The sequence below is a fragment of the Ahniella affigens genome (assembly GCF_003015185.1).
GTDB classification, from domain to species: Bacteria; Pseudomonadota; Gammaproteobacteria; order Xanthomonadales; family Ahniellaceae; genus Ahniella; species Ahniella affigens.
Genome location: NZ_CP027860.1, coordinates 1,196,749 through 1,223,603 on the forward strand (window position 1 = coordinate 1,196,749; position 26,855 = coordinate 1,223,603).

General features: G+C 56.9%; 15 protein-coding genes. 3 read left to right on the forward strand and 12 right to left on the reverse strand.

The features are described 5' to 3' along the window. The 8 genes from C7S18_RS04490 to C7S18_RS24140 all read right to left on the reverse strand — a co-directional run bounded on the left by C7S18_RS04490 (window position 1) and on the right by C7S18_RS24140 (window position 16,705). Complete coding sequence (locus C7S18_RS04490; protein WP_170113106.1) at window positions 1-1,467, reverse strand: sodium:solute symporter family transporter; 1,467 nt, start codon at window positions 1,465-1,467, stop codon at window positions 1-3. A gap of 1,013 nt (window positions 1,468-2,480) precedes the next feature. Continuing rightward, a complete protein-coding gene (locus C7S18_RS04495; RefSeq protein ID WP_106890428.1) occupies window positions 2,481-3,296 on the reverse strand; it encodes a transposase in 816 nt (271 codons plus the stop codon). A gap of 1,192 nt (window positions 3,297-4,488) precedes the next feature. Continuing rightward, the gene (locus C7S18_RS04500; protein ID WP_106890429.1) at window positions 4,489-5,541 is read right to left on the reverse strand and encodes a hypothetical protein; all 1,053 of its coding nucleotides are present in this window, start codon (window positions 5,539-5,541) and stop codon (window positions 4,489-4,491) included. A 1,428-nt stretch (window positions 5,542-6,969) separates the two neighbouring features. Beyond that, complete coding sequence (locus tag C7S18_RS24825; RefSeq protein WP_240623979.1) at window positions 6,970-7,245, reverse strand: hypothetical protein; 276 nt, start codon at window positions 7,243-7,245, stop codon at window positions 6,970-6,972. A gap of 320 nt (window positions 7,246-7,565) precedes the next feature. After that, the gene (locus C7S18_RS04520; RefSeq protein ID WP_106890423.1) at window positions 7,566-8,570 is read right to left on the reverse strand and encodes an IS5 family transposase; all 1,005 of its coding nucleotides are present in this window, start codon (window positions 8,568-8,570) and stop codon (window positions 7,566-7,568) included. 263 nt (window positions 8,571-8,833) lie between these two features. Further along, a complete protein-coding gene (locus C7S18_RS04525) occupies window positions 8,834-11,080 on the reverse strand; it encodes a hypothetical protein (protein WP_146151756.1) in 2,247 nt (748 codons plus the stop codon). A 1,338-nt stretch (window positions 11,081-12,418) separates the two neighbouring features. After that, the gene (locus tag C7S18_RS04535; protein WP_146151757.1) at window positions 12,419-16,123 is read right to left on the reverse strand and encodes a TolB-like translocation protein; all 3,705 of its coding nucleotides are present in this window, start codon (window positions 16,121-16,123) and stop codon (window positions 12,419-12,421) included. Between the two features lie 273 nt (window positions 16,124-16,396). Further along, a complete protein-coding gene (locus C7S18_RS24140; RefSeq protein ID WP_146151758.1) occupies window positions 16,397-16,705 on the reverse strand; it encodes a hypothetical protein in 309 nt (102 codons plus the stop codon). A 413-nt stretch (window positions 16,706-17,118) separates the two neighbouring features. Here C7S18_RS24140 and C7S18_RS04540 point away from each other — a divergent pair, with 413 nt between their 5' ends. Next, window positions 17,119-18,105 carry a DUF2608 domain-containing protein gene (locus C7S18_RS04540; protein WP_146151759.1) on the forward strand — a complete coding sequence of 329 codons (987 nt, stop codon included), beginning with the start codon at window positions 17,119-17,121 and terminating at the stop codon, window positions 18,103-18,105. Between the two features lie 144 nt (window positions 18,106-18,249). On the opposite strand, the gene C7S18_RS04545 is transcribed toward C7S18_RS04540, so the two are convergent. Continuing rightward, window positions 18,250-18,765 carry a hypothetical protein gene (locus C7S18_RS04545; protein ID WP_106890437.1) on the reverse strand — a complete coding sequence of 172 codons (516 nt, stop codon included), beginning with the start codon at window positions 18,763-18,765 and terminating at the stop codon, window positions 18,250-18,252. Window positions 18,766-19,305: 540 nt separating this feature from the next. Between C7S18_RS04545 and C7S18_RS04550 the strand changes: the two genes are divergently transcribed. Then, window positions 19,306-19,800 carry a hypothetical protein gene (locus tag C7S18_RS04550; RefSeq protein ID WP_146151760.1) on the forward strand — a complete coding sequence of 165 codons (495 nt, stop codon included), beginning with the start codon at window positions 19,306-19,308 and terminating at the stop codon, window positions 19,798-19,800. Here the strand turns inward: C7S18_RS04550 and C7S18_RS04555 are convergent. The 3 genes from C7S18_RS04555 to C7S18_RS04565 are packed head-to-tail and all read right to left on the reverse strand — an operon-like array spanning window position 19,746 to window position 22,558. Continuing rightward, a complete protein-coding gene (locus tag C7S18_RS04555; protein WP_106890439.1) occupies window positions 19,746-20,489 on the reverse strand; it encodes a hypothetical protein in 744 nt (247 codons plus the stop codon). The two genes, C7S18_RS04550 and C7S18_RS04555, sit on opposite strands and share 55 nt — an antisense overlap. A gap of 24 nt (window positions 20,490-20,513) precedes the next feature. Beyond that, complete coding sequence (locus C7S18_RS04560; protein WP_106890440.1) at window positions 20,514-22,154, reverse strand: 2OG-Fe(II) oxygenase; 1,641 nt, start codon at window positions 22,152-22,154, stop codon at window positions 20,514-20,516. Next, window positions 22,151-22,558, reverse strand: coding sequence for a DUF7713 domain-containing protein (locus tag C7S18_RS04565; RefSeq protein ID WP_146151761.1), 408 nt, complete (start codon window positions 22,556-22,558; stop codon window positions 22,151-22,153). Before C7S18_RS04565 ends, C7S18_RS04560 begins: the two co-directional genes overlap by 4 nt. Window positions 22,559-24,006: 1,448 nt before the next feature. Here C7S18_RS04565 and C7S18_RS04570 point away from each other — a divergent pair. Next, complete coding sequence (locus C7S18_RS04570) at window positions 24,007-26,568, forward strand: beta strand repeat-containing protein (RefSeq protein ID WP_106890442.1); 2,562 nt, start codon at window positions 24,007-24,009, stop codon at window positions 26,566-26,568. Window positions 26,569-26,855 lie beyond the last annotated feature (287 nt).

Here is a 26,855-nt window from a genome sequence, read left to right on the forward strand (position 1 = left end):
TCAGAGCCCCGAAGCTGTCGTGTTCGATTTAGAGTAGAACCTACTCCCGACGACTGAGACTGTGAGTCCTATGACGACGACTGCCAAGCTGCCAGCAACGCTTAAGTGTGGACTTTTCAGATATGTTCCCGCTGCCATGAGAGGGGCTCCAAAAATCATTGATCCCAGTACAGCAAGAAATACGGCACGCGACTTTAGGCCTGGCCAAAATAGCGTGAGTACGCTCGGAATGAGAGTTGACGCACGAAGGGTCCCATAAAACAAGAAGAGATGAATAATCTGGAGCCCAGGAATACTTGCTATGGACAAGCCCATAAGCGCAGCAAAGAGCATCGACCCGCGCGCCAGCCTAACTCGCTCCAAACCTGAATCATTGTCAAGATCCCTTGGCGACAACTTGCCCCCGAAGACGTCGGCAACCGTAAGCGCAGAGAACGCGCAGAGAATCGAATCAAGCGTTGAGCACAGTCCTGCCAAGAGCATTACGGCAAATACTATGAGCATGAAGTCTGGAAGGAGATGAGAAACTGTTGAAGCGCCGACTATCTGGGTGTTGTCGATCGCCAAGGTACCATTGGCGACTTCTGCTGCGGCAAGAAATCCGAGAAATGAAAGACTCAATGGAACTAGGATGAATAGGAATGCCGCCAGTACGAAGGTCTTCACTACATCTGAATCGCGCTTCAATGCATACGCGCGCTGCCAATGCATCTGGTCACCGATCGGCCCTGAGAGGAGACCAATCGTTGTAGATATACCAAATGAATAGGCGACCCATGGGTCAAGTACGTTTGTGAATGTGCCCGTCACGCCGCCGAGGCCCTTGGCAACAGTTTGTATGCCGCCTGCCTCTACTACCGCCCAAGGCACTGTTATGGCGCAGATAAGTAGAATGAGGATCATCTGGACGAGGTCGGTTGAAACCGACGCTCGAAGGCCTCCCATCAGAGAGTATGTAAGTACAATTACGACGAGGCATGTCGCCACCGCCATGAACGGCAATCCAGTAATGCTTTGGATAAGTGTTGAACCTGCTAGAATCTGTACTGCGAACGAGCAAATTTGAAGTCCAAAGAACTGGATCAAATAAAGGATATGAACGCCGCGTCCGTGCCGCATTCGAATATACTGTGGCAGCGTGTAGCCGTTAGGGAGCAACCTTCGTGCACGCAAAGCGACCGGGGCGAACAATAGGAGAGCTGCAAGGTTTGGGAAGATGAACCAGAAGGCACCAGGCAAACCCTGCTCAAATGCTTTCTGAGAAGAGACAAATAGAGCCGGGGCCCATATCCATGAGGCAGCGATTGACATCGCGCCGGCTAGTATTCCGACGTTTCGGCTCGCAAGTAGGAATTCGGGCGTGCTTTGCTTCTGCCGACGCCCAACCCACACGGTTACTCCGATCATTAGCAAGCCGTAGATTGCAAGGAAAATCAGCCCCTGCAGGGGCGTAAGTTTGCTTTCCATCGATGTCCCTCCAAGTCGTGAAGCTGCTGATTCAGTCCTCGATGGAATATGTGTACCCATTCTCAAGGCTGAATCGTGCCGCAGCAAACTTTAGGGGTTTTCGAGTCATTGTCAACTTAATTCGGTCTAAACCGGGCGATTCGTGGTGAAAACACCCTTAGAGCGTCAGAGGGCCGTGTCTGTGGAAAGCTTTGGCGTGCCTGGGTGCCAAGGCGATGCACAATCTAAGAAGCATCTGTGAGCCTTGTGAGGAGATGACCGAGATGTGGCGCCAGTCCTTCACGCGTCATCGTAGAGATCAGTTACTGAGAGCAGACACCGGACACGCAGAGACTTGCGGGATTGTCACTAGAACTGCAAACAGCCACTAACGCGAGCCGAGTGGCAATGGGCATGACAATTCGGTGTGGCCATGCTCTCTGCTCCTTCCCAGTCGGTTGCGTAAGGGGAATCAATTCGGCTTCCCGCTCGTCGCGGCGTTCGGTTGTTTCGCCTTCTGTCGCCATAACGCTGGACTGTCTGTCGATCGCGGCTCTGCGGGATACGCTGCACGGATACGCACGGATAAGGGACACGCACCAACTCCGTCACTTCCGATGACGTTCTCATGAACCACCGATGCGAGCCGAGGATAATGGATCAAACCGGCCAGTTCGGCCGGACTTACGGAATCCCAGCGTACCAATTCAAGAGGCTTGACGCCGCTACCCGCTTGCCTGGGGCCAAGTTGCTTGGTGTTCTGTGTACATGACGATTGAAAGCCGGTGGGCCACCGGCGTGTGTGATCCGCTAGGAAATGGTGGTTAATACCAGTGGGCTCTGCGATCCAGTGAATGCGTGGTTTGGCATCTGATCGGAGCCCAGGTCGCGACCGAATCGCGACTTAACGGCGCCAATTGGCAGAGAGTTGCCACTATCTTCAGCGTCAGCGGCGTGACCTCAGATACTTTCTTGGCTCGGCCAAGCAATCACAGGGCGAGATCTTTGCAACGCCGGCTCGTGCGCCGCACGTTTCAGAGCGCCATCGCCGTGTGATACGCCTTCCTAGCCAACTGGTAACCAATCAACCAGCGCCGACCAGTTTCTGTAGCGAACTGAATCAGGCGATCTAGTGCGCCGAGTGCCGTCACGCGTCGTTCGTCGAATCCACGCAGTTGCTGATCCCATTGTTCTGGGGCAATCTTGAGCGCCTCCAGAATTAATCTGACCCCATCCGAAGTCCGCCCAGGCTTGCCTTGATGCCAGTGCCGGCCGGTAAAGTTCGCCAAGGTGAGGTAGCTCTGGTTGGATAGGCTCAAGCCTTCCTGCTTGATGCCGGCGACCACGCCAAGCGGTTGCTCGGCCAGTGGTGCTTGTGTCTTGATCTGCAAGATCCGGCGCTGCGCGCTGGTGTGGTTCGAGCCTGGGAGATCGGTTGTCATCTTGGCTCGAATAGGGTTCAGATCGGCATACACCATGGCTGCCGATAGCGCCCGCTCATCAACCAGCGATTGCGCCTTGAAACGCCCCTCCCAGAATCGACCGGTGCAGCCGTCTTCTTTGTTGGCTTGCCTTGCGATCGGTTCGGCCAAGCTCTTCATGAACCAACTCAAGTCTCGAAGTCGGTCCCGATATTTCGCAACCAACTCCGGCGCCGCGGCAATGTTCGCGATACGGCTAGTCTGAGATTCTGGTTCGGCAGAACCGGGGAACGCCTGACACCAGCGACGGGCGAGCTCTTCGTCCGACCAATCCGCTGCGGCGTCGGCGTCAATCTTCAGCACCACGTGCACATGATTGATCATCACCGCGTAGCCGTAGATCGCGACCGAGTAGACCTCCGCGAACATCAAGAGGCGCGTTTTGATCAATTCCCGGCAATACTCGTCGTTGACGCCGGTAAAGGGATGAACGCGCCACAGCCAAGCACGCCAGACACAGCGGCTGACACAGTGATAGCAAACCGTGCAGTTCGTTGGAACAGTCCGTTCGCGGGTTTGGGCGATTTTGAGCGCCTTCCGTGGCGGTGAGTTGGTGGCATTTTGTGCAGACCTTGGGTCAAGCGCATTGGCGGATTTCTGAAAAGCGCATCAGAAATTCTGAGTTGGTGTGTGTCCGCCATCGTCCGCCGACTGAACAAGACCAATTCGAGCTCGCTGCTGCCTTGAGTAGTTGAATTTGCTCGGATCGCGCACGCGGGTTGCTTCGCGTTGGCCCGCATCGATCTTGAAGCGGACTGGCTGACATCGACCGCGTGCGGAACTTCGTGCTTGCCGGGCGATCTCAGACGATCCGCGCCGCGAGGTGAATGTAGACGCTACTTGGGCGCGTGCCCGCTCGACTGTACCTTGCCCATCGAAAGCAGACTTTGGAGACGTATGGTGAACGGAAATTGGATAATGTCGCTGCTGGCTTGGTGTCTGAGCCAAGCTGCCATAGCCGGCGATCAAGAACGTTTAACGACGTGTGAACCGGGTATTGCCAAATCACTGCTGTCGGTTGAAGAGATGCAGGGAACGCCAATGCTCGGCTTGTCGTGGACGGTTCGCTCGACGGAACGCAGACAAATCTTGTTGGCGATGCACGATGGCAAGTACTACTTGAACTATTTCCGACGTAATCACCCCTACCGTGATGAGCTTCTGCAACAAGCGCGCGAAGCGAAGTCGGGAGAACCCATAGGCCTTCCCCCGGATCGTAACTGGTCACACTACCGCGAGATTGGCGCGCCGCTGGCGCTGTCGTTAAACGAAGCCATAGCAGGCTGGATGAGCGGAGCGACGGAGCAAACTGGGCTTGGCAGGGACGGTGTCACGTATTACTTGAAGTCAGGTACACAATGCGCGTCTTTTTGGTCGCCGCCTCCGAGCCCTGTTCGAAGGTGGCACCGGACTCGACGGGCGCCAAGAGGCCCCTACTAGTCGTCTTTGGCGTTCGCGCTGACCGGTCAACAAGGCCTCATCAGTCGCGGCGAGATGCTTTCGTGCCGTCTTCATGTTGCTGCCTACTGTGTCTTGTCTGAGGGACATCGACGCCATCATCTTAGTACTTGGCCGCATATGCAGCAGTCCCAACACACACAGCAATTGTCGTGACAAGTGCGGCAATACCAATCTTTATGTATTCGCGATCACGCGTCTCACTAGGATCAAAAGAGATGATGTAGGTCTCTATATCCGAAAACGAGGGAAACGCTGAAAGGTGCTGCTCAATAAGAGACACACGTGACCGCTTAGAGGTGCTTGCAAGAACTGCTATAGCCATTGTGGCGATGAGGAAAAGCTGTGGGAACCAAGCGGACAACTTGTGCAGCGCAATTCCTTGCAGCAGTGCAGACGTGCAAGCGCACGCCGCAACGATGCCAGCCAAGACAACCGAGGTGATGACTCGCTCCTTCAAGCCTGTGAGCTGGAACCCTGCATGGGTGACCATGAGGGTCGCGCTCATGAGTACGCCCGGAATCCCAGTAACGAGTGCAATCGAGTCGAATGGCTTTGAAAGAGCGAGCCCGATTGCATATGTCGCAAGGCAAAAAGTAGCCGCCGCTAGTCCGATCCAGACGACATAGCTCCAATATAGTGCGCGAACGATGCTATCTCTGATGCCCTTCTCATAGCTAGTTGCTTCATCCATGCAGATCGCTCGGACTATCGCCCTATATGCATCTTCGAACTGCCCCCTGCCCAGTGCAGACTCAGCGGTTGCCCCAAGCGCGTTAATAAAACTTCGAATAGGGCCCGCAATTTCTTCAACGCGGCGGTTCGACGGATTCACGTAAATCAGATGTTGCTGACCTTGGTACTTATAGCGATACTCGACTACAGTCACCTGGTAGACCTCATGAGACTGCCGAATGATCTTTCCTTCGTGCTTCGACGCGCATTGACGGAACTGCGCGGTCAGAACCTCTGCAAGTCTGGGTTCATCAATGGGAACCTGCGAAATCGCCGCAGGCTGGTCTTGGCGAAGAACTAGCGTGCCAGTGAAGTCAGAAAGCGGATTTTTCCGCCTTGAAAACGTTGGCAAGCGTTGAGGTATGTACTTGCTGCTTGACCGAAACGGTGTCTCTTGGCGTTCCGCGATCGAATAGGTCATCAAGCGTCGCTCACCGTTGCAGGTTGGGCAGGTGATCTTCTTAAGCCCGTTGCATGTCCCGCACCGAACAAGTCCGAGCTGCTCAGGGCAGCCGCTGCAACGCAGAAATCCGTTGTTGCAGCCGTGGCAGAGTTCCTCCCTTTCCTTCTTTTCGTTAACGAAATACGTGCGACGGCCATTGCAGCGCGAACAGTCCTTTACCTTCCCCTGACACTCACAGATTTTCTCGGTGGGGCTTAGATACTTCACTGTGACCCTACCGCTACCTTTACATGTATCGTGCTTAGTCCATCCTGTTCGACCACTGGCTTGGCAGTTCTCGCATGAGATCCAACCAGAAGCACTGCAAATTCCACAGTCTACGACGCCAGACGCTCTGCATTTTGGGCAGTTAGATACAGATCTTGTGTCGGGCAGTTCAATCTCCTCGAAATGACTGGAGAAGTCGGCATGATTCCGGAATGGCAGACCCCAAAGTTGTGCTTCGTTAGTCTCCGTAGTGGACGTTGGTACTTCCTGGCCGCGATAGGGCACTTCTTTCTTGACAAATCTTCGCGTTTCGACCTGTGTAATGACATCGGTTCGGTAACAGGCGACTTCCAGCGCAGATACGAATTTGGTGTCTGATTTGAAGTGCTTTATGGGTGAGAATGGGAGTTCACCCGCCCATCTGTCCAGAATATCCGAGCATCTTGAGACGATTTGTGGGCTCGCATCCCGTTCGCTGAACAATGCCATTTGCCACCCCAAGTGTCAGTTTGCCGCATACTACACTAGGCAGTTAATCAAATGAAGACATTTTGTTCCTAAAGCGGACGAAGTGAGACTTGAGCAGAAATTGTGGCATTACGAGACTTGTTTGGTGTGCGTGGAGATACGGGACACATGGAGATACGGGACACATGGAGATACAGGACACACATCAAATGCGCAGATACTGGACAGGCACCTATTCCGCGAGGGCCATACAGGACATCGATGGACGCCCCGGTTTATTCAAGAGGTTTTTGATCTGAATTTTGATTCCGTTGTTGTGATTTCGGCGTTTCCGAGGAGCAACGCCCTTGCCGGCTCGGTGTCGCCGGGGCTTGATGGATGCGGAGCATGCTGGGCGATGAGCGGGCGCCTATGTCGCCCGCCGACCAGCATGCAGTGATTCGTTGACGGCTTGATCGTCGTGGTTAGGTTGGGGTCCTTGGTTTTGATCTGGTTTCGGTTTGACGGCAGATTCGCTGTTCAGCGCGCAAGGGGTCACGGTCACCGATTCGGCCTCTTGGTGACGGTTGATCGCCGCGCCAATGTGAGATTCGGGAGTCCAATGCTGCGTAAACACGCACACGGTCCTGGCTAGAACCTTTTCCACGACAGGCTCGGCATCGGACATGGCCTTGATTCACCACTGTCAGTCACGCTCCGTCGGTGAATGAGTTAAGCGAACGCCTTGTTGAGCTCGAAGGGTAGATGATCGTGCAGGATTCGGAACACGATTATGGCGACCTTGTTGGCGATGGCGACGATCGCGCGACTATTGCCACGTCGGGCCGCAACTGCTCTGATCCAGCGCCGGATCGCATCGTCGTGTTTATGCCGCCAATTGAAGATCGCTCGGGCGCCATGGATCAGGGCGGTTCGGACTGAGCGATCGCCATTCTTCGTGATCTTGCCGAGCACATTCTTGCCAACGCTGCCACGGCAGCGTGGCACCCAAGCTGGCCCAGGCGGCTAACTGTCGCCCGTTCTGGAACTGCGCAGCATTGCCAATGCTCGCAATCAGAACGCCCGCCACGAACGGCCCAACTCCAGGTACCGCTCGAATTAGCGCGTGATCCGTGTGGACCTGAACCAGTCCCTCCAGCGCTTGGCTTGCCTAGGGAGGGTCTGAACAAGTCGGTTTTTGGCGATGGATTCCGTCCTCCGGATTCTCAGGCGGGTTTCGGTCGGTGATCCGTTAAGTATCCTTCCTAATCGGTATCGTTCTTCACTTGGGAAAGCGGTTCTGGCGCTACTTTGCCCCTCTTTCGTGATCAGCTCGCGAACTTCGGGCGCAACTCCCCTGCAGTTTCAAGTAGCACTTTTCTGACACGATGCAAATTGGCCAGCGCGAACAGGGTGACGATGTGACTGGTGTTCTTGGCCAATCCCTTGAAGCGCGCCTTGTTGTACCCAAAGAAGCACTTCACCTTCTGAAACGCATGCTCGACTCGCGCGCGAACCTGCGCCTTCCTACGCTCGATCTTCACGATATTGCTCTTTGCCCGACCTTCTTCCATCGCCTTGATCGCGCTTCGGCGCATCGCAATCCTCCACTCAGGGAAGCGCTGCTTGCGCGGATGGTTCTCGCGCATGTTTTTGTCGGCGCCCTGGTAGCCCGCATCTGCCCATACTGTCTCTTCCTTGCCGTGCAGCAGGCTTTCAACGTGATCAACATCGGCATCATTGGCTGCCGACGTCACCACTGTGTGGACCAGACCACTGTCAGCATCCACGCCAATATGCGCCTTCATGCCGAAGTACCACTGGTTGCCCTTCTTCGTCTGGTGCATCTCAGGATCCCGCTCACCGTCTGAGTTCTTCGTCGAACTCGGTGCCGCGATGATCGTCGCATCGACGATCGTGCCACGCTTCAGCAGCAAGCCCTTGCGCGACAAATGACCGTTGATCCGCTCCAGTATCGACGAAGCCAAATCATTCGTCTCAATCAGACGCCGAAAGTTCAGGATCGTCGTCTCGTCTGGAATGCTGCCGCTCAGCGTCAGACCGGCAAAGTTCCGAATCGACACGATCTCATACAGCGCTTCTTCCATCGCCGGATCGCTCAACCAAAACCAGTTCTGCATCAGGTGAACCCGGAGCATCACTTCAACGGGGTACGGGCGACGGCCGCGACCGGCGACCGGATAAACCGACTCAATGTCCTTCAGCAATGCTGCCCACGGCACGACTTGCTCCATCTCGGCTAGGAATACCTCCCGACGCGTCTGCTTCTTCTTAGCCGCATATTCCGCGTCACCGAAACTCATCTGGTCCATGCTGAAATAACCTCGCCGCAACACCTGTATCTAACCAGAAATTGCGGGACTTGTTCAGACCCTCCCTAGTGGAGCGGATTCAGGACACGCACCAACTCCGCAATACCTCTGGGCCTTTCTCGACCGAATGTCATAGTTCGGCTAATGTGATCCGGGAGTTGGTATGTGTTCACGATTGCGGCATCCACGGTTGCCACGCAATTCGGGTCTGGACGTCCAGTGCGGAATTGGCCATAGCCTCATTACGGATGTCGTCGGCGCACTTACTCGAAGCTGTCGGCCAAGAGACGAAAGTCGAACAGCACGACGACATTCTCGGCAGGTTTGCCGACCGCTAATTGTTGCCGGAGGGTCGAGTAAGCTGCTTTGAGTGACGAGCCCTGATTCGCAACGGTTCCGGTGATGCAGGAGCTGTCGCCGCTTTGTCCACTAATGGGCACCGTGGCATCGAGTAGACAAATCGCGCCGACATTTAAAGGCGCTACTCCGGTATCCCAATTCGATGACACGATCACCAATCGATCATCCGGCGTGACAGTTGTCCCGACGCCTGTGCCCATGAATTCTGAAGCGCTCCCGCCCACATAGGCGTTTGAGGTTGTCAATACCGCGCTGCTCGGCCCATTGCCTTTGACGAGGCTCATCATGCCTGCGTCGGATCGACCGGGCACATCAAACCCCGACATCGCAATGACCGCGTCGCCTTTACTGGTCGGCAATGCAGGAATCGGACTGCTACCGTCGTTAAAACTGCCACCAACCACCGAGTTTGCGGTTGACACGGGCCCGGACGTTCCCGTCGTGCCGTTGCCCCAAGTTACCGCACCAATGTTCGCCGCAGTGCCATCCCAAGAATGGGAAAGCACGAGATAGTTGCCGTTAGTCAGGGCCACAGAAAAAAGCCCGACGCCATCGTTCGTGGAAGTGCCAATGATGGCATTGCTGCCGCTCACCACGCCGGTACCCCCCGTGCTGCCATTCATGAAGGCAAGGAGCCCGGCGCCAGCAATTGATCCGTTGGTCCAACTACCTGAACCAACCAGCAAGTTGCCGTTCGTCAAGAGTTTGTAAGCGGTGCCGATCTGGTCGCCACTGGTGGTTCCGACGACGGCAATTGCCGCAGACACGATTCCGCTGGTTCCTGTTTGACCATTGCCCCAGATGGCCGCCCCGGCATCAGTCGCCAGACCGTTATTCCAAGTCCCTGCGCGAAGCAAATAGTTTCCGCTGGGCAAAGATTCGATTTGTAAGTTGGCTAGATCCCCCGCAACCGTACCAACTACTGCATTCGCTGAGGACAGCGGGCCTATCGTACTGAGTTGTCCATTGCCCCAGCGCGCCGCCCCCACTGCCACGGCCGACGGGTTATTCCAGTTGGGCGCGCCGACAACATAGTTGCCGTTGCTCAACGCAACGATAATGCTACCGACCCCATCGTCCTGCTGTGTGCCGATCATTGAATTGCCAGGGCCAACGACGCCGCTGGTGCTGCCGGTCCCGCTGACCCACGTCACCGCGCCCGCGCGCACGGCACCGGCGTTCGCCCACGATCTACTGGCAATCACGAAGTTGCCATTGCTCAATGCGGTGACGCCTCCGTCACCGATGTTGTCGCTGGGGCTCGAACCAATCCAGGAGTTTGCAGGCGACACGCTTCCGGCCAAGCCGGTCACGCCGTTTGCCCATGTGACGGCGCCTTGATTGGCGCCCGCAGGACCATCCCAGTTTGTCGAGGTCACCACATAGTGGCCATTGCTGAGCGGTGTCACGCCGATGCCGACTAAGTCGGACGTTGTGGTGCCCGTCAGTGCGATGTTGGATTCGACCTGACCGATGCATCCCGATTGCCCGGGGCACCAGACAGCCGCACCGACCTGATTCCAGAGTGGTAAGCCCAGAACAAAATTGCCGTTTGTGAGCTCAGCGAGGCTCAGCCCGTTGAATCCTGCGACGTTGGGCGATACCAGCGAATTGGTGGCGCTGATTTCGCCGCTGACGCCAACTTGACCACTGCCCCAAGTAATAGCGCCCCCATTGACGAGACCCGGGAGATCCGCAAGTGGGCTGTGCACCAAGTAGTGTCCGGAGTTAAGGACCACGACTTGCCGATTACTACTATCCAAATTGCCGACACCGACGAGCGAATTCAGTGCAGAAACCGTACCCGACAGCCCAGTGCTCGCATTAACGAACGTCACTGCGCCAGCAGACGCGTTGGCACCGTTCCGCCAGCTCGGGCTGATTACCAGGAAGTTTCCGCCAGGCAGCACACGAGTGCCACCCGATCCCACGTTGTCGTTTGCCGAACCGCCTTTCAGTGTTGAAATCAAGCTGCCGTCGGGGCGATACAGATAGACCGCCCCAACAGCCGATGGCCCAGCGTTGGGGTCGGTGACGACCAGGTTGCCATTCGGCAACCACGTGACGGATGTTCCAAAACTGACGCTGTCGAAAGGGCCAGGAATGATCAGCGTCCCGGCTTGAACCGAGCCGCAGACAGAGAGCCACATCCACACCATGCTTGCAACTACGCAAAAAAAGGCCTGCCGCCTCAGTGCCATACCATCCTCCGGAGCAATGGTGCGCGATGGATGAACGATCCCGTATCCGTCACCCGGCCTCAGCGTATCGAAGTGGTTCTCGATTGCCACTATCCAAAGACAGGGAACACCGTTGTTTACTTGCGTGCCTCATTTGGGCAATGGTCACCTCGAAGCAACCTCGATGGGACCTGCGCTGGATGTTGCTGCAGCGCGATTCAACGCGCGGCTCGGGATCGCCTGAACCAAAATGAATCAGACGCAACCGCACGTAAATCGTGGACGAATATCGTGGACAGGCAGCAACTCCGGGAGTTTTGAGCCGATTCTCAATGAAGCGCCAAGGCGAGCCGGGATCGAACCGGTGAAACAGTCCGGCGGTTAGCGCTAACCCCGCGACACCTTCCTCGATTGTGCCTCTGGCCTGTCCACGCACGCTGAGCCACAGCAGATACAGGACACTCATCAACTCCGATATCTGGTCATTTGCGCCAGTGACCAAAGTGATCCGAGGGCTCCCTAGTTCTGCGTTGGATCGACGTCGCGCTCGCGATTGTCTGACTGCGCAGTGACGCTTTCGTCTGGGCAACGGATCTCACTAAAACGTCGGTGCAGTGACCACTGGTGGCCCTATAGCTCGGCTAGGAGATCACAGTCATGGATATTGTATCGCCTCAGTCGTCCGCTGCAGGTGTCATAATGCCATCGCCTTTCGATACACCTTCCGAGCCAACTGGTAACCAATCAACCTGCGTCTGCCGGTTTCCGCGGCGAATTGAATCAGGCAATCCAATGTGCCGAGTGTCGTCACGCGTCGTTCGCCACATCCATCCACTTGCTCATCCCATTGTTCTGGATCGATTTTGAGCGCTTCAAAAATTGGTCTGACCTCGTCGGAAATTTGCCCAGGCTAACCTTGGTGCCTGTGCCGGCAGGTAAAGTTCGCCAGATTGAGTTGGCTTTGGCTGGATCGGCTCGAGCCTTCCTGCTTGATGGCAGCGACCACCCCGAACGGTTGCTCAGGCAGTGGTGCTTGTGCGTTGGACCGCGCCTCGCAGAATCGACCGGTGCAGCCGTCTTCTTTTTTGGATTGCCGGGCGATCGGTTCGGCCAAGGCCTTCATAGATTCGTGGACCCGCACCAATTTGGGGGTTTTCGGGCGGATTCTCAAAGCGCCGCCAAGGCGAGCCGCGATCGAATCGGCGATACGGGCTGGGGTAACCGGACTTCTGCCGCGAACTGGCGGGGCAAGATCAGATACGGAACACGGACAGATGCGAGACCGCACCATTTCCGCTTGTCGAGCAGTCACTCAAAGCCATTCGAGAACACCGTGTTGGCGAAAACAGTGGCGGTGTCTGTGGCGGTATCGTTTTCAGGCACCAAGCTGTTGCCGCTGAATGGCGGGGCGATGCTGGCGCTGAGGCTCGCGGTCGCGCCGGGCAGGGCGGTCACTAGGGCATAAATCCGATAGCTTAAGTGGGTGCCGACAGGAAGACTCAGTAGCAACACGGGGAGACCGGTTCCGGAACTTGGGCTGGGGCAGGGTATCGTCGAGGCCTGTGCGTCGCAGTGCCAGTTGATGCTGGACAAACCGATCGCGGGCTGAAAGCTCAGGGCCGTCTGATTCATGGCATCTGGTCCCGCATTTTGCGCGGTGAGCCGGTATTCGAGAAGCTGGGCATCACCGACCGTGGTGAAGCCATCATCGAGTGTCACGCTAAGGTCTGCAGAAGGCCCTGGGACAAAGGTTGCGGTAACGGTACAGTCTGCTTGAATGGGGCCGGTGGAATAGGTTCCTGGCCCCGTTGAGACGGCACCACAGCCGCTCACCGATTGAATCACCATGCCTTGATTGGGAGAGACTGCGAAGGAGCGACTCAGACCGGCTTCGACGGGCACTGGGCCCCCAGGAAGAATGCTGCCGCCCGGGCCGGCCTGAAAGTCCAGGGTAAAGACCCGAGTGAACAGGTAGGCGTCCTTTACGCCATTGCCATCGGCAGACCCGTCGCCGACGTTGTTGGCAAAGGTGTCAAAAACTACTTGGTTGCCGTCATCACTGATGCCAACTGGGAAGTACTGATCCTGGATTGTTTCGAGATACGGCAGACGAGAGCGTGTGACAAGCGTTGTTTCGCCCGTCTGTAGATTGCCGATGAACAGGTCCAAATACTGGTTCGTGTCCTGATGCGTGGTGACCAGATCAACGCTACTCGACTCAAACAGCACGACATTGCCATCGCCACTCAGCGCCAACCCACTCGATCCACTCGCGCTCGTCGTGTTAGGGCTCTGTGCCTTATGCGAAACAAGGCGAGTCTCGCCGTTCGCTACATTGAACGCGAAGACGTCCCAACTGAAATTGCTGTCATTCAATCCGGCAATGATATCAGTGCTACCGGCGCCAAAGATGACCGTGTTGCCGTCTTCGGACAATGCAACTGCACTGGTGCCGGACGTGGGCGTTGCATTGGGGTTGCCAAGCTGACGGCCTGCGAGCGTTATCGTACTAGTGGGAACCTCGAAGAGGTACGTATCGGGGCCAAAAGGCGAATTGTCCGTGATCGCAGTCGAGACCATGGTCGAAGTCGTCGTGAACAGAATGCGTTGGCCGTTTGCGCTGAGTCCAACGGCGTTCGTATTGGTGTTCATTGTCTGCAGGGGATTGCCGAACGCGCGTGAGACCAGCGTGGTGGTGTTCGTATTCCGACGATAGGCAAATACGTCCCAGCGCGAGTTGGTGTCGGTTAAGCCGTTGATCAAGTTCGATGCGACGCTGTCGTACACAATGATATTGCAGTCATCGCTGATGGCAATTGGAACCGATTGGCCATTGCCCGTAGCAGGTGCACCACCAGCTGCGCGTGTGATCAGGCTCACGTCGTTGCTGTTGCGGTCATACAGAAATACATCGTAATCGAGATTTGTGTCGGCGACGCCTGGAGCTAGGTTGGTTGCCTTGGACTTGAATAGAATGCAACGAGCATCAGGCGTCATGTCGACGGCGATGGACTCACCGTTCGCCGCCACGTTCGGGCTGCCGATCGCATGACTGACCAGACTGCGCGCCCCGGTTTGCTGGTTAACGAGATAGAGATTCAGTTCCCGGAAGAGTGGGTAAGTAATGCCGGGCAAAAAATTGGAAGCGCGGCTTTGCAACACTAGCCAAACAGTGTCTCGGCTGATGAGCTGGCCATATGACTGATCGTCTGCGGCATTGTTGGTATTCCAACCGTTCGAACGCAGACGAATACCCTGGTCTCCGCGATCAAAGGTAAACACGCTGGGGCGATCGATGACGGCATTGTCCGCTTGGTCGATATACGGCGAGCCAGGGCCAAACAGGACCTGTTGTCCATTGCCGCTTATTGCTACGGCCGAAGAGCCGCCGGCCGTCGGATTGAGGCCTACGGCCGAGCGCGACATCAGGGCGACATTGCCTGATTGGATCTCGACGGTGTAGAGGTCAACTTTCCAATTGTAGTCGGTCAGATTCAAGAAGTCGGTGGCCTCGGTTCGGATCGCGGCAACATTGGCATCAGGGCTCATGGCGACCAAGTCAGAACTTTCGTTGCCACTTTGTAGCGGATTGCCTGAGGCATGACTGAGCATGCTTATGGAGGCATCGGTGCGATTGAATGCATAAACATTTGTGGTCGTCCAAGCAATGTTCGCGCCCGCCAACAAATTCGTCGCTTGTGAGGTAAACAAAATGCGCTGGCCAGTTGGGTCCATGCCAAAGCCGGTCGATTGGTTGTTGGCCGTGCTGAAGGCGGATCCGAAATTCCGCGACACTGCTGTCACCGCATCGGTCTGCATATCGCGCAGAAAGACGTCACCAGTGCCGTTGGCGTCGCTTCCGGGCGGCAAGATGTCGCTGCCGCTTGAGTCAAACAAGACCCAGCGGCCATCAGCGCTCAAGGCCTTAGCCCAGGAGCCGCTGTCTGTAGTCTTCGAGGACTGGTTATGAGCATGCGAGACCATGCTCACCGTGTTCGTGCTGCGATCAAATAGGAAGACTTTGTAGCGATAGTCAGGCTCCGTCGTGCCCGGGACCAAGTTGAAGGCTTGGCTGCCGAACAAGATCTTCTCCCCGTCATCGCTGATGGCGGTGGCGTATGGAAGTTGGCCCGTAGCGATCAGCGGATTGTCGAATCGATGTGTAACCAGTTGGGTCACGCCGGTTGCCAGGTCAATGACAAAGACATCATCACCGGAGTTCGCATCAGTAACGCCCGAGACCAGATTCGTGGCCGCGCTTTGAAAAGCAACATATCGGCCATCCGGCGTCATCACGGGCAAGCTGGAGTCGCTATTCGCAGTGGTCGTTGCTGACCCTGCTGCCCGCGAAACCAAGGTAAAGGCGCCAGTATTGCGATTGAACAAGTACAGGTCGTCGACACCATTGTGATCGGTTAATCCGCTTACCAAATCGTAGGCCGAACTGACTAAAAGAATCTTGCTGCCATCCGGGCTCATTTGTAACGGGTACGTGTTGCCGCCGGCAGTGAACATCGGGTTGCTCGCCGATCGCGAGATCAACGTGGTTTGGCCTGTGCTCCGTTGATAAAGATAGGCGTCTTCGCGGAATCCCGAGGAATCGGTGACGTCACTGATCAAGTTGTTTGCGCGACTCACGAATACGAGCCATTCGCCGTCGTCACTCAAGGCGACTGCTCCCGCCGAATCATCGGCTGTTTGCAGTGCTTGGCCAGCGGCATGAGAGACTAGGACGATGTCGCCCGACAGGCGGTCCTGCAGATAGAGGTCCGGGTCGGAGTTGCGATCGTCCACATCTGGCACCAGATTGGTGGCATCTGAGCTATAAGCGATAAAGCGGCCATTGCCGCTGACCACAGTTCGCCAAGCCCCGGCTGACCCGGCGTTCGCAGTAGTCGAGAATTTACCCCGCGAGATCACTTTAGTTGTCCAGGAATCCGCGATGGCTGCAGGCCCTACCTGGATAAGGAGCAGCAGGACAGTGATTTGATAGATCAGATACTTGGATTTCATGGCTAACTCTAGGCGGGTGCTACGGTGCCGGTGCGTTGGCAAGCGCGTCTGCGCTGTATTGTCTAAGAATTTGCGTCTATTGTGTCGCGCTTCCGACTCATCGGCGCAAGATCGGGGAGCAGAAGCGTACGTTGAGCACCATCTGCGCAGATGAGCGCGGTGCTAGGGCGCCCGTAAATGAACGAGAACCGCGACAAGTCGCCGATCTTCTGTGTCTGATTGTCAAGTCGCCGAGCAATCAAAGGAGTCTCCGATGGTTTTTTCTGGTATCGCTCACTGCGGCTCGCAGAAGGTTCTTGCGTCATCGGCAAGAACATGCCGCAACTGTGGCCGACCGACAAGCCGCAAGCCCGGGAACGACCAGATCAGCCACTTTTTGCGGGTTACTACCATTGCGTGAGTCCCTGAGTTCGATGGGCTTGGCTTTGCGGTTGCGACAGAAATCTGCGGACGAGCTTTGACCGTCGCCCAAAGTGGGTCGAGGCAGGTTTGCTGGAGCAGGCCGAGGCGAACTCGGTGTTCAACAATGCAGACGCTATGATGAGCGAACTCCTGCACTTCATCCTGAACGTCGATAGGCATGCAGTGCCCGTTTGGTCTGATGAGGATGTGGCTCGGCGCAATTGTTAAAGGGCTCGCGGGTGCTACAAATCGGCAATTGCGACGATCCACCAGGTTTAGGCAGTGGCCGAACCGTCTAGCAGCTACGCCTACTGCCGCGGCGCCAGAGCCATTGTCGGACCGTTGATACTTGTGATGCGGATCGAGGCAACAGGTCGCTGGGGTTTGGTGCCTTATCGCAATGCGCTAGGCCTGAGGGGCGCGCCCGCTGGCCGGGTGCGCCGCGCCGTCAACTTGCCTGACTACTTCTATTCAGTCTGGATATTCGGCTTCAGAAGCCAAGTTTGGCAAGAGTTTGCGCAGACGTATGGATATGTCGGGTTCCCAGTTTTGGCCTTACGCCGGCGATTTGCGTGCTACGATGATTCCTGCAGGTGGCGAGGCCGCCGGAGTTTGCTTGCTCAAGCAAAGTAACTTGGGAGGATCAAAGTATGCGCTGGTTTGTCGTTTTCTTTGTGCTAGGTCTCTCGGCGTGCCATTCCGGTGCCATAAAGCCGGTCGCGCCGGCCGCTGAGGAGAATGCCCACTCCGCTGATTTAGAGCCGGTCGCGTCGGCCGGTAGCGAGAACGTTTGCAGAAGCGTCATTGAGGCGCCGGGCGATGTGGCTTCGGTGATCGAGCCTGTGGAAGATCTTGAAGCCATTCATGCGGCGTTGGCTCGGGCAACAGGTAAGCGCGTGTTGTTGGTTCTTGATATTGACGATACCTTGCTCACGTCGGCGACCGAGTTCGGCAGTGACTCTTGGTATGACTGGCAATTCAATCTGCCTAAGGATTCGCCTGACCGAGTGCCGTGCTTGTTCGATGTCATGGGGTTTAACTTCGAAGTAGGCACACAGCGCGTCACCCAGTGCGATGCCACGGATGTTGTAAATGGCCTTGAAGTTGATCGGATCATGCTCACGTCCCGCGGCGCCAACTATCGCGCTGGCACCATCCGGCAGCTCTTGGAGGCCGAATATGTGCTACTGCCCCCGATCGGTAAGCCCGAGTTTGGCGAAATGTGGCGTTGGACGGACGAGCAAGATCCGAAGAAGAGAACGTATTCTTTGAGCTACGACCAAGGAGTGTTCATGACCACGGGTGCAAATAAGGGACGGGTCTTGCTCCATTTGCTGAAGCGCCGTGGCTTGTCGTATGACTACGTTATTCTAGTAGACGATGGCTGCAAGAACATTCAGAACATGCAGAAGGCGCTTGCCGATGAACAGATCGCGTATCACGGGCTCTGGTACACGAATATCGTGAAGGGCGTCGACCAGGGCAAAGCCAAGCAAGGCTGGTCAGATTGGTTAAAGCTGATCGAGTCAGTCTATCCGAAGCGAGCGAAACTGTTACGTCAAAATAAGTGCTTCAACTGAGCGCTTCGCGCGTGCCAGAGAGTGCAGGTCGCGGTCTGAACAGCCTCAGAGTCTCCTTGACAGCGCGCAAGGAACGGCCCATGTGATACGGAAGTTCGTGTGCGCCAGAGATTGCCACTGCCCGCGCCCGCGATTGTCCTTCCGCTACAGTTGGGCGTCCTCGCGGTTCTTCTTTGCTTGTTGTTCTGCGGAAGACTGTGCATCGAAAGCTGACAATAGTTCCTGTCGCAGATAGATCATATTGAGCTCGAAACTCATATGCGGTGCGCTGATTGAAATTTCGGTCTGGCCATTGACATACTTGGCCTCGGAATCCCCCACGAATGGGGTGCTCTTGCTGACCAGCCGGTACTTCTGTGCGAGTCCGTCATTCAGATCGTTGAATCGGCCCTTGGGGAACGTGGTGAGAACGCCCGAGAGGATCTGGTTGCTATCAAAGATCAACGTGACGTTGCGTAGTCCTTCAAACGAAATCTGGCCTGGTTGCACTTGGTGCATCGGTCCATTGCTGTACTTGTTGATCCCGAGCTCTTTAAGGCGGTACTTCGCTTTGGCATCAGTAAGGGTGGCTTTGCCGAGTTCCAAGCCAAATGGCGCCGGGTCAGCAAATGCCGCGCCGGCCGTCATTAACATGGTTGTCAGTAGGAGTAGTTTGATCATGTGTTGACCTATCGTGAAAGTTGAATGGATTGGCGCATTGCATCTGTGCCGACACCATCCTAAGTGTTCTCTTGACGCAAATGCAGTACGAGGCGAGCGCGGCGGTGACATGTGCGCACAACACGTACCCCGAATGACGGGCATCGCCAGCCATTGGCGCCCCGTCGCTCAGTTTGGCGGGACGGTCAGAAATAGAGAGAGGTCGGAAATTGGCTGCGATGTCGGCTCTGAACCGGCTAAACCGGGACATGCAGCTGAAGCGCGCCCGCAGAGTCAGACTAGGTGTCGCCGCAATATCGTCTCCCATTCCCGGGGCGATAGGATGAAGAGACGTGTTGAGATGCGGAAAAAGGCTGAAAGTTAGAGTGGCCACTATGGGCCGAGAGTGGCGCGCCGGGGTGGCATTGCGCGGTAGCGTTTGTGATCGGCGATGCCACGCCGGACTTCCACGAAAATGCTACGGTATACGACACGGTATTGTTGCGCTGCCTGCAGAGTTTGCTCTCCGTTTGTCTGTCATCGTTTCCATAGGATCGAATCATGGCTCACTATTGCCGGGTGTGTGGCGGGTATCGTGCGAACGAGGCCTTTTCTGGAAGAGGGCGTCGAGCCTACACCTGCAAGCGATGCAAGGCGCTGCCGGAAGCAGAGCGGGAGCGGGTGCTGGAAGTGATTGAGATCGAGCGATTCTTGAGTCAGAGCAACATCTCGAATCTGAACATCGCGCGCCTGAGGGTTTTGGCGGCATCGCCCCATGCTGCAAACACCAGACTGGCCGACTTGGTCTTGCGGGTGGCGTTGGTAAAGCCGCACAAGCGGCGGCGCCTTCGGTTTCTGGCCTTACGTGCGCCCGGGCTTCTCCAGGAGCTCCGTGCGGCGGGCTTGGTTGTGTTTGATGCCGATTCTGATGATGCTGGTGTGGACAGTTTTGACGATGGGAATGAAGACCGCGACGCAGACAATGTCTACGGCAATGGTGCTTACGGTGACGTTGAATCGGGCGACGTGGTATGGGATGGGGAAATTCCATTTTGAGTGGTCACACGTTCGGTCAGTTCGACGACCTTCTGCCAAGCCTCTCGATTCGCCAAGTAGCGGGCAAACAACGCAGGCGTCTTCTGGATGATGAGTTTCTGTGGGCTGCCGACGCGCTTTGTGGTGTGAATCAGGGGCAACTCGCTGGCGTCGATGACGCGATGAATGTGCATGCGTCGCTCTTTTGCCAGGGGCCACTCCAGAAGTTGTTTCACCGGTGACTTGAGGAACGTCTCAAGCACTTCGCACAACTCACAATGGCACGGCAAGATAGCGTGGATCGACCAGTCGTCTGCTGCGCGAATTGGCTCGCTCAAGAGGCGGTTATACCGTAGGGACCAATGCTCGCTGAGGGTGACAATGGTTGGGTGAATGGTTCCGTCTTCTTGCTGAAGCGCTAGTTCCAGAATCGCGAGCGGCAGCGTGCTCTGAAGGTTGGGATCGAAGTCGCTGCTACTGACGGCGCTGGTGATGTCATCACGTATGCCGGTCTGTCCGATGCGGTATGTGCACTTGATGAGCGCGAGCAGTGGTGGAGCAATGCGCGTCAAACTTTGGTCGCGATAGGTGGCAGCAGCGATCTGCCGGCGCCGTTGGAGCTCTGCGAGTACCGAATCGGACTCCTGACGAAATAGGCGCTCGGCCAGACCCCCGGCCTGCGCCTGTTGCGAGCGATGGAGGGCGGCCACGAGTTCAGGGAGCCGATGCGCGATTCAGTGCAGATGATCCTCTGGCGTTAGGCCCCTTTCGGAACGCCATCCAGCCAGCCGTTCACAGAGCCATTCGAGACCATAGACGTCGAGACAGGCGACACAATCCTCAGCCATGTTGGCATCGAGTGCAGTGATCGCAAACGGCGACAGGAGATGCATGGCGGCAATCGGAGACTTGATTGCTGCAGCCACTTTCAGAGTTGGCGCCAATGCATCGGCATGCTCGCCGCGGCGAATAGCAGCTGCCCAGAACGGCATCACTTGTCGGACAAGCGCCAACGCCATGTCCGGATCGTTTGAGGTACAACTTTGAAGTACCTCCTCAATGGCCCATTTCGGGTCAACCTGCGCGCGCATGGCAAACGAGCGTGTTTGCGGCCAAATCACGAGTGCTGCCCGACTGTACCAGCGGTCCATTGTGTTGCCGGCATTGCCCGTGTAGGGCTCATACTCAGACTCGTATGGCTCCATCCGCGCTGTCGGCTTGGTGCAGAACAACTCATGCGGCTCAATGGCGACGGGCATTGCCGGTAGTGCTTTGCCGATCTTGACGAGATGCCGAATGCTGGCCTCGCTGTCGATCAAGTCGGTGACTTCGTAGTTCTCGTCCATCCGCTTCCCGCTCGGGATAACGCTTTCGCCGTCGGGCTCCGGGTCGATATCGTCATCGAAACTGAAACGGGTCCGTCGCCCGTGGCGGCGGCTGCGATAGGGCCTTTCAGTGCAGTCCCAGACCTCGTGCACATCAACCAGGGCAAGCGCCACATCGCAGCCCGTGGTTTCAGCGGCATGTCTGAGCGCAACAGCGCGGCTCGAATCGGCCCCCTTGAGATAGTTCCATTCCAAGCCGCGTTGCGTGTATTGATGGTCGAGCAGGTAGACGAGCCGATCAGGCGGACCAATTTGCTCGTCACCGGTCCAACGTGGCGGTTTGTTAGCGGCAAAGTAGGTTCGAAGGTGATCGGCAAGCCGCTGCTGCTTGGCGGGCTCGATGGGACTCGCTTGCGCGTTGCCTTGTAGCCAAAGGTTGTAGGTCAGCACCACGCGGTGGCCTGAAGTGACCGGTTTGACTTCGTGTCGGCAGTCGGCAAAGAACGCGGCAAAGCTGAGCGCCTTGTCATCACTTCGAAAGGTCTTCGCGTCGCCTTGATGCAGGACAATCGTCTCGCCGCCGGCAAAGCGTGACGGCAAGCTCACCACGAGGCTTGCAATCATCCCTTCGAGTTTCTCGGAGTCACGGTGTCTTAGAAAGAACTGCCCAGTCCGGTAGATCAGCATGTTGTGCAGTTCGGCCTTCAGGCTGCAACCTGGCGAAATGCCGAACGATTGTGCAATTTTCTCGAGCGCTGCTTGGAGCGCGGGCTGCCAGCGTGTTTCGTCAAAGTGGATACGAGCGCAGTCAATCTCAAAGGTATCCCGGACGCGCGGATCGAATCGGGTTTCTTCCTTGTAGCCATGTTGTGCCGGCGTGGCGACGCCTATTAGTGCCTCAGCGGTCTCGACACTGATCGGCAGCGGGATGTTGCCAACGCCCGAAACGGTCAAGCCTATGGGAGTCAACGGCATGATGTGTTGGCTCGCAAAGTCCGAAGCGCCGCCGATCGACTCCAATAGCGCCGGAAGCGTCTGGTGCTGACTCATGGGAGTTCCTCGCTGCGGTCCAGAATCAGCAATTTGAACTGAGATCCAGTGAAGGTGCTCAGCAGACTGCCTACGCGATCCCACGTGAGCGGCTTGCCGTCAATCACGAGAACCGGGCCTGACTCAAAGTCCGTTGTGTCGTCGGTGATGCGCCCGCGCAAGACATTGTCGCAAATCATCAGCGTACCGCGCTGGCGGCGCAAATGCGTCTGGGACAACGCGCGACGCATGCGTTCGACCAGTCGCGCCATCAGCAGCCATGGATCTGCACTGGGTTGATCGAGAATCTGGAACTGATAGCCACCAGGCGCACCATCAATAATTTCGAATGCTTCCAGTGACAGTTTTCCAAACAGCCGCAGGCGAAAGTGAAACTCGTGCTTGCCGCGTCGTGCGTCGGTCATGGTCACGGTTGAAAATTCAACGGTCTCGAAGCTGTGAAGCCCCAAGCGATCGGCTTGTGCACGATTGAAGCAGCTGTTGCACCATTCTTGGCTGGCTTGCGGAGCTCCGGAATTGCTTAAGGAGCTCACGAAAGTTGTGTCGAAAGGACGGGCGGTTCTGCCGCAGTGCTGGCAAATTGATTTCTCTAAGATCATCGAATCATTGTTGAAAAGTAAGGGCGTGGGGAATCTTGCGGGGCTCGCAAGTGATCAACAAACTTCCCCATGATAGCTACAGCCGGGGCGGCCGGACACAGTTCTACGAGCCGGTCAATTCCGTCTATCCACAGGCCTTCAGAAACCCTTGCCAGAATGGTTTGTCAGTTCCAGAGCGAAAAATGGATCGGTGCCAACTCAGGCATGCTGACCTCGGCTTCCAAGATCGTCCAGTGCATTGAGGCTGGCGATAGAGCAAGACTACCCCAACACCTCACCAAGGAAAGCTGAAGCCAAACCGGATAGGTGCTTCTTGGGGAACGTGTCGTCGCCAGTCCCCACAGCCCAGGGGCCGCCTTCGACTCGGCACCGGCGCGGGCACTATTGATTCGGCGGCAACTTGCTGAATATTTCGTGCCAGGGCAATTGCGGACCTCCAGCAATTTTCGGAACCACTCGGAAAAACAGCCTCGTGGCGGGGCAATTTGCGGCGACCTTGGCGACGACTCGGGGTCTTCTGACTCCCGCTCTCCGAATTCGCCCAATGTGTCGGGAGGATGCGGGCAGCCAAGACTGCTCTCGCAGCCTGGCCGGGAATGCGATTAACATGCCGCGAGCCCAACAACGAGCGGCTCCGCCAAACATCACCGGCCATTGCCACTGCGTCAGCCGCTTTGTCACGCGCGCAGGGTTCAAGGCGTATGCCTCAGTCCGGCTGGTGTCGTGTTCCGAACATAACTCGACTAAATCTCTCGCCGATCGAGCCTATGCTGCGTTGCTCGTCGTCGCCGTAGTTACCGCGACGTCTCCTCCTCGCGCCTTGCCTTGGCTCGAAATGCTTTCAAATTGATTCAAGCGATGTTCGGAACACGACACTAGAGAGCCTTGATTACCAGCGAACGTTGATCAACCAGCGTTTGCTGGAACCGGGCAAGCCCTATTCGGCGTCGATTTGCGCGTACGCAGCGATGTTAACCTGTCCGAGTCGCATCCAACGCTCAAATCCTGGACCCGTCCGATGTGGCGGCTACCCCGCAACTTTGCGCTCGGCCCACATCAGGGAATTTGTCAGAGTTGCACACGGATGGCGCCGGTTCGTGGCCCCGAGATGCCGAACCTAAGACCCGGGCGTCAGGTTCGTCGCCAGAATCGGAGGTTGCACGACTGCCGCTGACTCGCCAGACTTCGAAAGCAGGGGGTAAGAGATTTCGATACCCGATACCTTGCTCCGCAACGACTTCGAGGGCTCAGTCATGCGTGCATTCGCTTTGGTGATTTTGTTGTGTTCGAGCGCCGTGCAGGCTGTGACCTTCACCGTGACCAGCACCAGTGATACTGCCGGCACCACGTGCGGTGCCTCGTGCAGTTTGCGCCAGGCCATTGGCGCGGCCAATCTCACCGTCGCTGCCGACACCGTTCAGTTCAACATCCCAGGCGCAGGCCCGTTCACCATCGCGCCGACATCGGCGCTGCCCACCATCGCGCAGCCGCTGACCATAGATGGCTACACGCAGCCCGGCGCCGGTGCCAACTCGCTCGCCAAGGGCAGCAATGCCATAATCAAAATCCAGATCGACGGCGCGTCCGCGGGCGCCGCAACGACGGGCATCGGTATCTGTTCGAGCAACGTGACGATACGCGGCTTGTCGATCACCGATTTCACGCGGCAAGGCATCGGCTTTGGGCAAACCACGACGGCATCGGGTTGCGCCGGTGGCCCGTTTACGTCGGGTGTCGCGGCGGGCAATTTTGTCGGCCTGAGCCCCTTGGGCGCGGCCGACGGCAATTTGTTTGTCGGGGTGTTCGTGCAGGGTTTCACGGTGACAATCGGCAGTGCCAACGTGGCCGACCGCAATGTGATCAGCGCCAATGTTGCGAGCGGCGTCCTGTTCAGCGATGGCGCCACGGGCACCATCGATGGGAACCTCATCGGTACGGACCAATCCGGCGTGCAGGATCGAGGCAATTCTCAGTCTGGCATTGCATTCTTGGGCGCCGGCGACCTCAATGCCTCCGTCGGCTCGAGCGCCCCCAACGTCATACGCTTCAATCGCGAGGGCGTGCGCGTTGGCGGTGCCACCACGGGCACCACGTTCTTCAACAACTTCTTTTCCGACAACGATGACCTTGGCATCGACCTTTTAGCAAGCGGCACCAACCCCGATGGCATCACCGCCAACGACATCAATGACGTTGATGTGGGCGGCAACGACCTGCAGAATTTCCCCGAGAACATTACGGTGTCGCGCTCAACCACAGGCCTGACCATCAGTGGTCGCGTGGATCGCGAAGCCACGGGGACTTCCATTTCGTACTTGATCGGCGTGTATGCTAACCCGAATTGCAGCGCAGCCAGCGACCGCGAGGGCGAGCGTTTTCTCGGTACGTTCAACTTCGTCAGCACGAATCAAACGGTGGAGAACTTCAATAACGTGGTGTTCGCCACCACCGAGCCCTTGCCCATCGGCACCGGCATTGTGCTCACCGCACTCAACCCTACCGGCAATATGTCGGAGTTTTCTGCATGCACGAATGTCGACGCCGTGAGCCCGACCTTCACGGTGAACAAGACCGCCGACACCAATGATGGTACCTGCAATGCCGATTGCAGCCTGCGCGAGGCCATTACCGCAGCCAATGCGAATCTCGATGGCAATATCATCGCGTTCAGTATCCCGGGTGCGGGGCCGCACACGATCTCGCCAACGGGGCCATTGCCGACGATCACCAATCCCGTGCTGATTGATGGCTACACGCAGGCGGGTAGCGCGACCAATACGTCCGCCACGACAAGCAATGCTGTCATCATGATCGCTCTGGACGGATTGAATAGCCCGGGCACCGATGTCGGTCTTGCGCTCTGTGCCAGCGATAGCACGATACGCGGCTTGTCGGTGACGCGGTTTTCCTCGGGAATCGGTAGCGGCGTCACGAATACCGTTGGGTTTTGCCCTGCCGCGGTCAAAGGCAACACCATCGCCGGCAATTTCGTCGGACTCGCACCCGACGGCACGACGGCGCTGACCAACACAAGTTCACACGTGATCGTGAGCGAAACAACGGGCGCGACCGTTGGCGGCACGCTGCCGGCCGATAGGAATGTCATTGGCGGTGCCGCAACCGAAGGTATCGCGATCATCAGAGCCCCTGTGACCGGATTGCGCATCGACGGCAACCTCATCGGCACCGATCGTACGGGCGTCTTGAATCGCGGCATTAGTCGGGCTATTGCCTTTACTGGACCGATCGCGGTGTCCACGGTGAGTATCGGGGGTCGCGCGCCAAACCTAGTGCGATTCAGCACTCATGCCATGTTGATCTCCAGCAACACGACGCGCGCATCCGTGTATGCCAATGATGTGTTGGACAGCAACAATCATGGCATTGACCTCATCGCGAGCGGGACCTCGCCCGAAGGCGCGACGGCCAACGACACGAACGACGGCGATACGGGCGGCAACAACTTGCAGAACTTCCCTGTCGTCGCCAGCGCGACCGTGCTGGACGGTACGCTGACGGTAGTTGGAACGCTGGATGTGCCCGTCGCCGAAGATGCTATTTATGCCTTGGCTGCCTATGAAAATACTGCTTGCGATAGCGTGGGTGGCACCGGCGAAGGTGCGATTTACCTGGGATTTTCCTATGCGCGCATCGCGGGTTCAGCCGAGAACTTCCGTATTCAATTGCCCAATGCACCAGCGATCGGCAGCGTGCTCACAATGACCGCGACCGACGACTTGGGTAATACGTCGGAGTTCTCGACGTGCACCACCGTGACCGACGGCAATATCGTGTTTGCGAACAGTTTCGAATAGTTCACCGCACCCAAGGAGCGTCTGGATAAGTTCGTATCGGACTTGCAGGCCCGCACTGCGTCCGGCACGTTTCCGGACTCGGTACTCCAGAATTCAAGCGCTCGCTGCTCAAAGTCATTGCTCGGGGCTGAAGCGACAATGAGCGCATGATGGTGGTTCCTCGGTTAGCAATGGGTGGCGCAGCGTTCGCGCTGGTTCGTTGGTGGGCGAGGGCGGTAGTAGCTTCATGTGGGAGGCGCGTGTGGGTATCGCGACCCGGAGGACATCCCGCCATAACCAGCGCTTGG

Bases quoted from the DNA above. Each gene is read 5' to 3' on its own strand.
- C7S18_RS04490 (WP_170113106.1), bottom strand. From the start codon at position 1,467: ATGGAAAGCAAACTTACGCCCCTGCAGGGGCTGATTTTCCTTGCAATC.
- C7S18_RS04495 (WP_106890428.1), bottom strand. From the start codon at position 3,296: ATGTTCGCGGAGGTCTACTCGGTCGCGATCTACGGCTACGCGGTGATG.
- C7S18_RS04500 (WP_106890429.1), bottom strand. From the start codon at position 5,541: ATGACCTATTCGATCGCGGAACGCCAAGAGACACCGTTTCGGTCAAGC.
- C7S18_RS04520 (WP_106890423.1), bottom strand. From the start codon at position 8,570: ATGGACCAGATGAGTTTCGGTGACGCGGAATATGCGGCTAAGAAGAAG.
- C7S18_RS04525 (WP_146151756.1), bottom strand. From the start codon at position 11,080: ATGTGGCTCTCTGTCTGCGGCTCGGTTCAAGCCGGGACGCTGATCATT.
- C7S18_RS04535 (WP_146151757.1), bottom strand. From the start codon at position 16,123: ATGAAATCCAAGTATCTGATCTATCAAATCACTGTCCTGCTGCTCCTT.
- C7S18_RS24140 (WP_146151758.1), bottom strand. From the start codon at position 16,705: ATGCCTATCGACGTTCAGGATGAAGTGCAGGAGTTCGCTCATCATAGC.
- C7S18_RS04545 (WP_106890437.1), bottom strand. From the start codon at position 18,765: ATGATCAAACTACTCCTACTGACAACCATGTTAATGACGGCCGGCGCG.
- C7S18_RS04550 (WP_146151760.1), top strand. From the start codon at position 19,306: ATGGCTCACTATTGCCGGGTGTGTGGCGGGTATCGTGCGAACGAGGCC.
- C7S18_RS04560 (WP_106890440.1), bottom strand. From the start codon at position 22,154: ATGAGTCAGCACCAGACGCTTCCGGCGCTATTGGAGTCGATCGGCGGC.
- C7S18_RS04565 (WP_146151761.1), bottom strand. From the start codon at position 22,558: ATGACCGACGCACGACGCGGCAAGCACGAGTTTCACTTTCGCCTGCGG.
- C7S18_RS04570 (WP_106890442.1), top strand. From the start codon at position 24,007: ATGCGTGCATTCGCTTTGGTGATTTTGTTGTGTTCGAGCGCCGTGCAG.